This is a genomic window from Ramlibacter sp. (assembly GCF_029866045.1).
In the GTDB taxonomy this organism is placed as follows: domain Bacteria; phylum Pseudomonadota; class Gammaproteobacteria; order Burkholderiales; family Burkholderiaceae_C; genus Ramlibacter.
Window position 1 is genome coordinate 1 of sequence record NZ_JARXAB010000006.1, and the last position, 11,901, is coordinate 11,901.

General features: G+C 64.8%; 9 protein-coding genes and 1 pseudogene. 7 read left to right on the forward strand and 3 right to left on the reverse strand.

Annotated features, from left to right (window positions below):
* Nucleotides 1–164, reverse strand: a pseudogene (locus tag QE494_RS00235) (LPS export ABC transporter permease LptG); the annotation flags it as partial.
* Complete coding sequence (lptF, locus tag QE494_RS00240) at nucleotides 161–1,264, reverse strand: LPS export ABC transporter permease LptF (protein ID WP_300040295.1); 1,104 nt, start codon at nucleotides 1,262–1,264, stop codon at nucleotides 161–163. The gene lptF and the pseudogene QE494_RS00235, both read right to left, overlap by 4 nt.
* A 31-nt stretch (nucleotides 1,265–1,295) precedes the next feature.
* Here lptF and QE494_RS00245 point away from each other — a divergent pair, with 31 nt between their 5' ends.
* The 3 genes from QE494_RS00245 to QE494_RS00255 all read left to right on the forward strand — a co-directional run bounded on the left by QE494_RS00245 (nucleotide 1,296) and on the right by QE494_RS00255 (nucleotide 4,589).
* Nucleotides 1,296–2,867, forward strand: coding sequence for a leucyl aminopeptidase (locus QE494_RS00245; RefSeq protein ID WP_300040297.1), 1,572 nt, complete (start codon nucleotides 1,296–1,298; stop codon nucleotides 2,865–2,867).
* Entirely contained in the window at nucleotides 2,851–3,288 is a 438-nt protein-coding gene (locus QE494_RS00250; protein WP_300040299.1) for a DNA polymerase III subunit chi, read from the forward strand. The genes QE494_RS00245 and QE494_RS00250 overlap by 17 nt, the downstream gene beginning before the upstream one ends.
* Nucleotides 3,289–3,458: 170 nt before the next feature.
* On the forward strand, nucleotides 3,459–4,589 hold the full coding sequence (locus tag QE494_RS00255; protein WP_300040301.1) for a branched-chain amino acid ABC transporter substrate-binding protein: 1,131 nt from the start codon (nucleotides 3,459–3,461) through the stop codon (nucleotides 4,587–4,589).
* Nucleotides 4,590–4,699: 110 nt separating this feature from the next.
* Here QE494_RS00255 and QE494_RS00260 read toward each other — a convergent pair whose 3' ends face one another.
* Complete coding sequence (locus tag QE494_RS00260) at nucleotides 4,700–5,590, reverse strand: LysR family transcriptional regulator (RefSeq protein WP_300040303.1); 891 nt, start codon at nucleotides 5,588–5,590, stop codon at nucleotides 4,700–4,702.
* 120 nt (nucleotides 5,591–5,710) lie between these two features.
* Between QE494_RS00260 and QE494_RS00265 the strand changes: the two genes are divergently transcribed.
* From QE494_RS00265 to QE494_RS00280, 4 genes are all read left to right on the forward strand, one after another.
* Nucleotides 5,711–6,706, forward strand: coding sequence for a tripartite tricarboxylate transporter substrate binding protein (locus QE494_RS00265; protein WP_300040305.1), 996 nt, complete (start codon nucleotides 5,711–5,713; stop codon nucleotides 6,704–6,706).
* A gap of 21 nt (nucleotides 6,707–6,727) precedes the next feature.
* Nucleotides 6,728–8,797 carry a hydantoinase/oxoprolinase family protein gene (locus QE494_RS00270; RefSeq protein WP_300040307.1) on the forward strand — a complete coding sequence of 690 codons (2,070 nt, stop codon included), beginning with the start codon at nucleotides 6,728–6,730 and terminating at the stop codon, nucleotides 8,795–8,797.
* Nucleotides 8,794–10,530, forward strand: a complete 1,737-nt coding sequence (locus QE494_RS00275) for a hydantoinase B/oxoprolinase family protein (RefSeq protein ID WP_300040309.1) — start codon at nucleotides 8,794–8,796, stop codon at nucleotides 10,528–10,530. The genes QE494_RS00270 and QE494_RS00275 overlap by 4 nt, the downstream gene beginning before the upstream one ends.
* A gap of 85 nt (nucleotides 10,531–10,615) precedes the next feature.
* The gene (locus QE494_RS00280) at nucleotides 10,616–11,716 is read left to right on the forward strand and encodes a Xaa-Pro peptidase family protein (RefSeq protein WP_300040311.1); all 1,101 of its coding nucleotides are present in this window, start codon (nucleotides 10,616–10,618) and stop codon (nucleotides 11,714–11,716) included.
* Nucleotides 11,717–11,901: the final 185 nt, after the last annotated feature.

Here is an 11,901-nt window from a genome sequence, read left to right on the forward strand (position 1 = left end):
ACATAAAGCGCCGCCTGGGGGACACGCCAGCTTTCCGCGAGCCGGCCCACACGGCCAAGTTCGTCGACGAAGTCAAAAAAGAAAAACAGTGCCAGAAAGCCTGCGGTCACGAAGGCGACCGCGCCAAGGATCTCGCTGTAAATGAGGCGCCGCAGGGTCTTCATCGCCCACCCCCCGTCTGGTCCGCCGCGCGGCGCGGGCCAAAGCGCCATGCCAGGGCGTGCCGGTTCATCCACAGAAGGGACAGCACCAGCACAGTGCCGTGCAGTCCCAACAAAAATGGCGCAAAACCCACCCGGCCGGTGGAGATCCAGTTCTGACCCACGTTGAGCAGGTTGAAGTAGACGATAAAGGTGAACAAAGCGAACAGCATATTCCCGCTGCGCGTGGCACGCGGATTGACGCTGGAGAGATTGATGGCGACCACCGCGAAATTGATCGCTGCCAGCACCAGGCCCAGACGCCAGGACAGCTCACCCAGATGTGCGGGCACCGGGTCTCGCAGCAACTCGAGCGTGCTGCGGGTGCGGGTCGGTAAATTGGCCCGGACGGTGGCTGTTGCCTCGCCGACATGGGTGCCCAGTTCGGCAAAGTCGGTCACGCGCATGGCGCTGCTGCCGGTTCGCCGCTCAATGCGTTGCCCGTCCGACAGCAACAGAAATTGGCTGCCCCCTTCGGCCACCACCCGGCCTGCGCGCGCGGAGGTGACCGCCTCCTTGCCGCGCTCGCTGGTAGCAATGAACACGTTGTGACCGGACTTGTTATCGGGCGTGTCCTTGTCCAGGAAGAACACCCTGTTGCCGCCTGCGGACTCCTGGAACTGGCCGGGCGCCACCCGCTGCAGGTCACCCCGGCTGCCATATCGATCTTCGAGCTCGGTGGTCTTTCGGTTTGCCCAGGGCCAGCCAACCATGGCAAGCACCGCCACCGCGACGATCACTGGCCAGGCAAAGGCCAAAAGCGGCTGGAGCAAACCCGCGGGACCCTTGCCGGCGGTGAACCAGATCACCATCTCGCTGTCCCGGTGCATGCGCGAGAGGGTGCCCACCACCGAGATGAACAAGGCCAGCGTGAGCACTGGCGGCATGTTGCCCACCATCGTGTAGCCCATCGCAAGCATGACCTCCTGCGGGTCGACGATGCCCCGGCTCGCTTGGCCCAGGGTGCGAATGAGCGTGATCGTCATCACGATCGTCACCAACACGACCAAGGTTGCGCCAAAGCTGCGAGCGAGCTCCTTACGCAGGGAGGAATGGAATAACATCGACGAGGTCAGTCCCAGGAAACATGTGATTATGGACTTTGAACTCAAGACCCTCGACCTTTCTGCGGCCAGCAATGAGAAGGCAGACGCTCTGCTGGTGCTGGTTCCTGAGGGCTTACAAGCCGGCCCGGTGCGCGCACGTTCGGCCCTGGCGCGTTTGCTTGCCGATGCCTTGGCTGCCGGCGCGCTAGACCCTGCCAAGCCGGGCAAGGCCCTGGCCTGCTGGCGCCCTGAGGGCATTGCCGCCAGCAGGGTCATTCTTTCCCCCATCGGCAAGGGACATGCGCGTCGGGTGCAGCAGGCGGTTGCCGCAGCGGTGACCAGCCTGCGCGGGACAGGCGTCCAGCGCCTGGTGGTCTGGTTGCCGCAGGCGACCGGGCGAGACTTGGGCAATGGCGCCGATGGCGGGGCGGCGCTGCGGGCTGCCATGGCAGCAGCCCGTGACGCCAGCTACGCCTACACCGCCACCAAACCCAAGGCCGAGCCTCGGGAACTGCGCCGGGTGGTGCTGGGGGTCGGTGACGCGCAGGCCCTGCGCGAGGACTTCCGCGCCGCGCAAGCCACCGGCCTGGGGGTCGAACTGGCCCGTAGCTTGGGCGACCTGCCTCCCAACGTGGCAACGCCTACCCATTTGGCGCAAGAGGCGCGCAGGCTCGCCAAGTCGGGCGCTGTTCGCTGCCAGGTATTGGGCCCGCGTGAGGTCGAAAAACTCGGCATGGGCTCCTTCCTTGGGGTCGCCCAGGGCTCTCGCGAGCCACTGCGCTTCATCGTATTGCGCTACCAGGGCGCGCCTGCGTCTCAGGCTCCGGTGGTGCTGGTGGGCAAGGGCATCACTTTCGACAGCGGCGGCATCTCCATCAAACCCGCCGCCGAGATGGACGAAATGAAGTTCGACATGTCCGGCGCCGCCAGCGTGCTGGGCACCTTCCGCGCCTTGGCAGAGCTCAAGCCCCGCCTCAACGTGGTGGGCCTGGTGCCAGCCTGCGAAAACCTGCCAGGCGGCCAGGCCATGAAACCAGGCGACGTGCTCACCAGCATGAGCGGGCAGACGATCGAGGTGCTCAACACCGACGCCGAGGGCCGGCTGATTCTTTGCGACGCGCTCACCTACGCCAAGCGTTTCAAGCCGCGCGCGGTGATTGATATCGCCACGCTCACCGGTGCCTGCGTGGTGGCCCTGGGCGCCGTACGTAGCGGCCTTTTCGCATCGGACGACACGCTGGCCAGCGCCCTACAGGCGGCTGGCGAGGCGGCCCTGGACCCCTGCTGGCGCATGCCACTGGACGACGAGTACGGCGAGGGGCTCAAGAGCAATTTCGCCGACATGGGCAATGTGGCCGGCCGCATGGCCGGAGCGGTCACCGCCGCCAAGTTCCTGCAGCGGTTTGTGGGTGACATGCCCTGGGCGCACCTGGACATCGCTGGCACCGCCTGGCGCGGCGGCGCGGCCAAGGGCTCCACCGGCCGGCCGGTGGGCTTGTTGGTGCGCTATCTGCTGGACGAAGCCGCCAGCCAGACCTCCCGGTCGCTGCCCGCCCGTCCTGTGAAGCCCGCCAGCCGCTCACGTGCCGTAGCACCCCGCGTTCGTGGCCGTGGCGACTGAGGTTCGCTTCTACGTCAACCTGGCCGACCGGTTGGGCTATGCCTGCCGGCTCCTGCGTAAGGCCCAAGGGATGGGCACTCCGGTGGTAGTCACCGGGGAGCCTCCAGACCTGGCCGCTTTGGACCAGGCGCTTTGGACCTTCGCGCCCCATGACTTTGTGCCTCACGCGGTGCTCGGTGTGGCTCCGTCCCCGGTGGTGGCGCGCTCTTCCATCGTGCTGGCTGCGCATCCCTTGGCGGCGGAACCCCGTGCGCTGCTGGTCAATCTCGGAGGGGCCGTGCCCGAAGGTTTTGACCAGTTTGCCCGCCTCTTCGAGCTGGTATCCGCCGACGCGGCCGACCTGGCTGCCGCCCGTGATCGCTGGAAGCACTACAAGGCACAGGGTCATGGCGTCGAGAAGCACGACGTCCTGGCTAGCTGACTTGGGCTTGCCTGGAGCTGCTGCGAGCGGAGGTGCTGCCTCGGGAAAATCCCGGGGCTTCACTCGTTTGTGGGCCTCACCCCTGCCTGAAATTTGCGCTATGGTTCGCGGGCGAAGGTCGTGACATGATTTCAACCATTTCTCAAGAGCAACATGGAGTCTTTATCCCTATGAACCACCAGCTAAAACTCTCCGTCACCGCACTGGCCCTGGCCTTCGGTGGTTTTGCGTCCGCCCAGGACGTGCAGGTCGTCAAGATCGGCCACGTCGCCCCGGTCTCCGGTGCCCAGGCCCACTACGGCAAGGACAACGAGAACGGCGTGCGCATGGCCCTCGAGGACATCAACGCACAGAACATCACCATCGGCGGCAAGAAAGTCCGGTTTGAGATCCAGGCCGAAGATGACGCCGCCGACCCGAAGCAGGGAACCGCTGCCGCTCAGAAGCTGTGCGACGCCAAGGTTGCAGGCGTGGTGGGCCACCTCAACTCCGGCACCACCATTCCAGCCTCCAAGGTCTACAACGACTGCGGTATTCCCCATGTCACAGGCGCGGCGACCAACCCCAACCTGACCAAGCCCAAGTACGACACCACCTTCCGCATCATCGCCAACGATGACGCGCTCGGCGCTGCCCTGGCCAATTACGCTGCCAAGACCCTCAAGCTCAAGAAGGTTGCCGTTATCGACGACCGCACGGCCTACGGACAGGGCGTGGCCGAGGTGTTCAAGCGCGTGGCCAAGGCCAACGGCATGCAGATCGTTGACGAGCAGTTCACCAACGACAAGGCCACCGACTTCATGGCCATCCTGACCGCCATCAAGGCCAAGGCCCCCGACAGCGTCTTCTATGGTGGCATGGACCCGCAAGCCGGCCCGATGCTGCGCCAGATGGAGCAACTGGGCATGGGCAAGGTCAAGTATTTCGGCGGCGACGGCATCTGCACCGCCGAGATCGCCAAGCTAGCTGCCGGCGCCAAGACTTTGGAGAACGTGGTCTGCGCCGAAGGCGGTGCCTCGCTGGCCAAGATGCCTGGCGGCACAGCCTGGAAGAAGCGCTACGACGAGAAGTACCCAGGCCAGTTCCAGGTCTACAGCCCCTACACCTACGACGCGACCTTCGTGCTGGTCGACGCCATGAAGCGGGCCAACTCCATTGACCCCAAGAAGTACATCCCCGAGCTGAAGAAGAGCAACTTCAAGGGCGTCACCGCCACCATCGCCTTCGAGGCCAATGGCGAAGTCAAGAACCCGGCCTCTACGCTATACGTCTATAAGGACGGCAAGAAGACGCCGCTCTGACCACCGTCGATCGCGACAGTGAAAAGGGCCTCCTTTGGAGGCCCTTTTGCTTGGGCGCCTCTCGGCAGCCGCGATGCCGATACGCGCAAGACTACCCACCCATCGTGCGCTTATGCGGCTCGCCCCTCCGAAAGACGCACCAATTCAACCAGGCTGTCGATTTCGGGCGCATTGCCCCGCAGGTTTTTTGCATACCGGAGTTGCAAGTACATAGGGTCGAGGTCGACATCGAGTTCGACCATCGTCCCGGCGGCCAGATCGGGTTGCGCGCTGCGGAGCATCATGACGCTGATGCCCATCCCGGCGAGCACCATCTCTCGCAACATCGTTGTTTCCTGGGCCTGGGAACGGATCGTCAATGGCGGTACACCAGCAGCTTGCAGCATGCCGGCCACCGTGCGCCCGAAATACGAGTTGCGGTAGGCCGCTACGAAGGGGTGCTGCGCAAGCCTCTCCGGAGAGATACGCGTTTGGCCGGCCAGGGGATGGTCCGGTGTGGCGATGAAGGCAAAGCGGTACCGTCCCAGTGGCTCGGTCGGCAGATCAGGCACTTCCCCGTTGCTCAGAACGAAACTTAGGTCCACGGCGCCACTCTTGAACAGTGCATGCGCTTCTTCAAACGTGCCGGTATGTGCGATTAGCTCGACATGCGGATAGCTTGCTGAGAAAGCCTCCAGCGGCTTTCTTAGCAAGCTGGTGGCAAACCGCTGGGACGCGAACCGCAGTCGGGTGGTCGCCTGCCCAAGTTGGGTGGACAGGTTCTCGGCGCGCTCCAGCGTATCCAGGGCGTAGGCATAAAGGGTACGTCCGGAGTCCGTGAGGCGGGGGGGCCTGCCGGGCACCCGCTCAAAAAGTGGCCCACGCACGCTTTTTTCCAGCGCGCGAATATGGGCACTGACCGACGGTTGCGAAACATTGAGCGCCGAAGCAGCCGCGCTGAAGCCGGCGTTGTCCACGACCGCAACGAACACCGCCAGCCTTCGCGGCGTGGCATGCAGCATCCCATGTCTCCTCGAAATAGACCCATAGCTATCTTACTATGCACCCATAACGCGCCGACCCGTTGCCTGCCGCCACGCATCGCGCTCCAATGCTTGCAACACTGAAACTGGAGGAGACACATGCGTACATCGAACTCTGTGACCCGTCGGCAAGTGGGCCGCGTGGCCATCGCGGCTGGCATGGCTGCTATGACCGGAAGCACCCTAGCGCAGGCCTGGCCAAGCAAGACCATCCGTGTCGTCTATCCCTACGCGGGCGGCGGTGTCGGTGACGCCATTTTCAGGCTGCTCGAGCAAGGTCTGGAGCAGCGGTTCAAGCAGTCCTTCTTCATCGAGAACAAGGCCGGCGCAGGGGGAAATATCGGCACCGGCGATGTGGTGCGTGCGGCGCCCGACGGCCACACCTTTTTGCTGGCACCCACCGGCAACTACTCGGTCAACCAACACCTGTTCAAACTGGGCTACGACCCCCTGGCCCAGCTCGACCCGGTGGTCGCCCTCGCAGACGCGCCGCTGTTGGCGGTGGTCTCACCGGGGGTGACTGCCACCTCGCTCAAGCAACTGTCCGACCAGGTACGCGCCAACGGCAGTCGGTTCAACTACGGTTCTCCCGGTGCCGGTTCGCCGTCTCATCTGGCGGGCGCCTCGTTTTCTCTGATGCATGGCAATGCGGTGGAGCACATCAGCTTCCGCGGCACAGCCCCGATGACGCAATCCATGTTGGCCAACGAAGTGCAAATGGCATTCCCGACCCTCTTGGCGGTGGGAGCGCAGGTGAAAGCCGGCAAGCTGCGCCCGCTGGCCGTGTTGTCCAGGCAGCGCATCCCGGAACTGCCTGATGTACCGACAGCGGCCGAGGCTGGCTTCCCGGAGCTGTTGTTCGGCAACTGGTGGGTGCTGTCCGCCCCCAAGGGAACGGACCCGGCCGTGATCAACCGAGTGAGCACCGAGATCCGCCAACTCATGGCCGACCCGGAGATCAAGCGCAAGCTGGTGGATATGGGCCAAGTACCGCTGGGGTACGGCCCCACCGAAACGGCCGCCTTCATGCGTGCCGAATCGACGAAATACAAGACCCTCATCGAGCGTTCAGGCATACGGCTCGACCCCCAGTAAAGCAGGCAGAAAGAATCCCACATGAATTCCATCGGCGTCGATATCGGCGGCACATTCACCGATTTGGTTGGTTACCGTGACGGTACGTTGATCATCTCCAAAACGCTCACCACACCGGCCAATCCGACGCTGGGCGTGGCCAAGGCGCTGGAACTCGCCAATACCCGCCTGCAGGATCTCGACGAATTTCTGCATGGCACGACGATCGCGATCAACACAGTGCTCGAGCGCAAGGGCGACAAGACGGCGCTTCTCACCACCGAGGGTTTTCGCGACGTCTACGAGATTGCGCGCGGAAACCGGCCCGATGCCTTCGACATTGGCTTCCAGCGGGCAGAGCCGCTGGTGCCGCGCCATCTGCGATTTGAGGCGCGGGAGCGGCTCGACGCACGGGGTGAGGTGCTGACTCCGCTCGATGAAGCGTCCGTGCGCGCCGTGGGCCGAAAGCTGCTCGATGAGGGCATCAGCGCGATCGCGGTGTGCTTCTTGCACTCGTATGCCAACCCGGCGCACGAAGCCGCCGCCGGCAAGATCCTGCGCGAGATGTGCCCTGACCTGTTTGTGACGCTCTCGCACGAGATCCTGCGCGAATTCCGCGAATACGAGCGCACCTCCACCACCGTGCTCAATGCCTATGTGGGGCCGCGCGTAGCCAAGTACCTGAAAACGCTAGAGACCCACATGGGTGAGAACGGCTTCGATGGCGCTATCCACATCGTGCGTTCCAACGGCGGCAGCATGTCGCTGACCCATGCGGCGGTTGAGCCGGTCTCGATGATGGAGTCGGGCCCGGTGGCCGGCATGATCGGCGCCGGGTCTGTCGCCAAGTTGCTCGGTATCCGCCAGGCCATTGGTTTCGACATGGGCGGCACCACGGCCAAAGCCACGCTGATCACCGACGGCGTGCCTGGCATTGAAGAGGGCTACTACATCGGCGGTTATGCCACCGGCCAACCGATGCAGCTGCCTGTGGTGGCGATCGTCGAAGTGGGCACCGGCGGCGGCAGTATTGCCTGGCGCGACGGCTCGGGCGGTATCCACGTGGGCCCGCAAAGCGCGGGTTCGGACCCCGGCCCGGTTTGTTACGACGGCGGCGGCACCGAGCCGACCATCACCGATGCCAATCTGATCTTGGGCCGGCTCAATCCCAGCCGCTTCCTGGGGGGCGGCATGGCGCTCAACCTCGAAGGCGCACGCGCTGCGATAGCCTCCCGCATCGGCGATCCGACCGGTCTGTCCAGCGACGAAGCGGCGATGGGCGTGGTGCGCATCGCCGACTCCGCGATGGCGCTTGCCGTGCGAGCGGTGTCGGTGCGCAAGGGCGTCGACCCGCGGGACGCGGCCATGATCGCCTTCGGAGGCGCCGGCCCGGTGCACGCTGCGGCCCTGTGCCGGGAGATCTACATTCCCACGCTGGTCATCCCCAAGCTGCCGGGCAACTTCTCGGCGCTGGGCATGCTGCTGGCGCCGTGGCGACACGATGCCGTGCGCACGCTGGTCGGGATTTTGGGCCGGCTCGATGCCACCCGCGTGCGCGCCGGTTTCGATGAACTGCAATCGGCCGCGCAACAGCGGCTGGCCGCCGATGGCCTGGACCCGATGCTGGCGGTCTTCGAGTTCGGCGCCGACCTGCGTTATCGCGGTCAGGAGCACACCATCCCCGTGCCACTGACCTCGGTCGATGCCCTGGTCAATGCCGATGCGGGGGTGACCGACACCTTCCACGCGCTGCACGACATGCGTTACGGCCATGCCGCCTCCGGCGAGACGATTGAGGTGGCCAACCTTCGCCTGACGGTGACGGTGCCGCGCGGGGGTGACAGCGTCGAGCAGTTCCTGGCATTGCCCTTCGTGCCCGAGGACCCGCGTCCCGAGCAGAGCCGCCCGGTGATTTTCGAGGACGCCGCGCAACCCCTCGATACGCGCATCCTGTGGCGTCCTTGTTTGCCGCCCGGCTTTAGCGTGGAGGGCCCGGCCATCATCGAGGAGTCGAACTCGACCACGGTGGTCTTTCCGGGCGACGTTGCGCGTGTGACCGAACACGGCCACCTCGTCATATCCATTCAACTGTCAAAGGGAGAAGCCCAGTGAACGCCACCACCCAAGCGGAGACGACGGCCATCCAACCCGCCAAGCCCAAGGTCAACCCGATCACACAAGAGGTGGTGACCAATTCGCTGATCGCCTATGCCGACGAGATGGCCCTGGCGCTTTGCAAGTCGGCCTACAACATGATGATTTACGAGGTGCGCGACTTCTGCTGCGGCCTCATTGATACCGACGGCCTGATGATTTGCCAGAACACCGGCGGCCTGCCGATCTTCTTGGCCGATCTTGGCATTGCGGTGAAGGACGGCATCGACCGCTACGGGCTGGACGGCTTTTCGCCCGGCGACGTGATCATCATGAACCACGGTGGCGTGTGCGGCCAGCACCTGAACAACGTAGTCGTCTACACGCCGTGTTTCCATCAGGGCAAGGTGGTGGCCTTTGCCGCCAACCGCGCGCATTGGGTCGACGTGGGTGGCATGCGCACCGGCTTCGGTAACTCGCAGACCTACGAGATTTACCACGAAGGCCTACAGATGCGTTCCGTCAAGGTCTTCGAAGCCGGCAAGCGCAACGAGGGTGTTTGGCAGATGATCACCGACAACATCCGTTTCCCTGAGTCGTCGCTGGGTGACCTGCGGGCGCAGATCGCGGCTTGCCACATTGGCGAGCGCCGGATGACGGAGCTCCTGTCCCGGTTCTCGGTGCAGTCTGTCAATGACTGCATCAAGGCCTCCTGGGACCAGGCCGAGAACGAAGCGCGTGCCGTGATCGAGAAGATTCCCGATGGCCGCTACAGCGCCGAGAGCTGGCTCGACAGCGACGGCCGCCGGCTGGACGTGCCGCTGCGCGTGAAGGTGACCGTCGAGGTGAAAGGCTCAGATCTGACCATCGACTTTTCCGAGATGCAGCCGCAGGTCAACAGCCCGCTCAATTCCGGCTTCTCGGGCGGCCTGTCGGCGGCGCGTGTGGCGTTCAAGTGCCTCACCATGCCGCAGGCCCCGGTCAACGAAGGCTGCTTTCGATCCCTCAAGCTGATCTCGCCTGAGGGCACCATGGTCAACGCGCGCAAGGGTGCGGCGCTGGGCCAGTGGAGCGTGGCGCTGCCCACTGTCATCGACACCATCCTGCGGGCGCTGGCGCCGGCCCTGCCGGGCTTCGTACCGGCCGCGCACAAGGGTGACATGGGGGGCTTCTCGTTCTACGGCGTGCGCGAGGACACCGGCGCGCGTTATGTGCTGATCAACATCTACGGTGGCGGCTGGGGTGGCCGGTCCACGCAGGACGGCGCGTCGTGCTCGGTGTCGATCTGCCAGGGCGACGTGCGCAACACGCCGGTGGAACTGCAGGAGATCCATTACCCCTTCCTCATCGAGTGCCTCCAACTGCGCGAGGACAGTGGCGGCGCTGGCGAGTTCCGCGGCGGGCTGGGCCTGGAAATGCGCTACCGGGCGCTGGGCAAAAGCACGATCAACGTTAATCTGGAGCGTACCTTCGAGCCGCCGTGGGGCATGGAAGGCGGCAAGCCGGGGCAGGGAAACCTGGCGCTGATCCAAAGCGCCAGCGGCGAGCAGCGTTATGTGAAGAAGGAAACCAATATCGCCGTGGCTGCGGGTGACGCCGTGAGCTTCTGGACCGCAGGCGGCGGTGGTTACGGCGACCCTGTACGCCGCGATCCGCAAAGCATCCAGAAAGACCTGGCAGAGGGCTACGTGTCGGCTGACAGCGTGGCGCGTGACTACGGCGTTGCCGTCCCTGTGAAGGAAGAAGCATGACCCCCCGCATGATTTCCCGCATGACCCCCCGAAGGGGTGCCCCGAAGCGGGCTTGCACCGCAGTCCAAATTACGAAGGTGAACCAATGAGTGCCGCACTTCAAAACCAACGGGCCGCTCGTCTTCGCGACGCCATGGCCCAGGCCGGGCTCGACACCCTGCTGGTCGCCGGGGACGCGTGGCGCAGCGACTACATCCGCTTTGCCATCGACGTGACGCCCATGGAGGGCTTGGCACTGGCCGTCATCCATCGCAGCGGCACCACCCAGGTGTTCGTCGAAAGTCCGGCCGAAGCCCGCCGGATCGCGGCCGAACAGCCAACCTTGGAGGTGTCGTGGGGACCGGCGCCGATTGCCAAGGCAGAGGCCGCTCTGTCCTCGTGTGCACCCCAGCGCCTGGGCTTGGCGCCGTCCCACCTGTTGCCGCTTCGGCTAGCGCAAGGCCCCGGCGCCAGCAGCATCGCCGCTTCCACGGCCATGCTCGACAAGCTCATGGTGCGCAAGAGCCACGAGGAGGCCGATGCGGTGGCGCGCGCCGTCGTGCTGGCCGACGACGGGTACGCCGTCTTCCGGGAAGCCGCGCGCGTGGGCCGGCGCGAATTCGAGGTGGTGGCCGATCTGGAGGCGTGGTTTCGCGCGCAAGGCTGCCCTGAGAACTTCATGATCATGGGCTCTGGCGGGCAGGAGGTGCGCACCATGCATCCGCCCGGAGAGCGCGTGCTCCAGGCCGGCGACCTGGTGACCACCGAACTCACCCCCTGCATCGACGGCTACTACGCGCAGATCTGCCGCACGCTGGTGCTTGGCCAGCCGACGCCGACCCAGCTCAAAGCGCATGCGGTCTATGTGGAAGCCATGGAAGCCGGCATCGACAAGGTGCGGCCAGGCGTCACACAGGGCGAGGTGGCCAAGGCGCTCAACGACGTGTTCCGACGCCATGGCCTAGGCGAATTCATCACCAGCGCCTACACCCGCGTGCGTGGGCACGGCCTGGGCCTGTATGTCGACGGCCCGCATGTGCTGGAGAACGTGGATCTCGTGCTCGAACCCGACATGACACTGATCGTGCATCCCAACACCTACCACCCGGAAGTGGGCTACATCGTGCTGGGTGATGCGGTGCGCGTCACCCAGACCGGATGCGAAGTGCTGACGCGCACGCCGCGCGAATTGTTCGCCAGGCGATGACGCTCCCCGAAGCGGCTGTGCCCACTGGCCCTGGCTTTGATTCTCTGAAATAAGGAACACTGCTTTATGCGTCGCGGACTCATTCATTGGTCTCTAGAGGAATTGCCCGCCGCCGCGCTCGAAGCGCGGGTGGCGCGTCTGCAAGCAGGCATGCGTGCCGAAGGTTTGGGGGCGGTGCTGGTTTA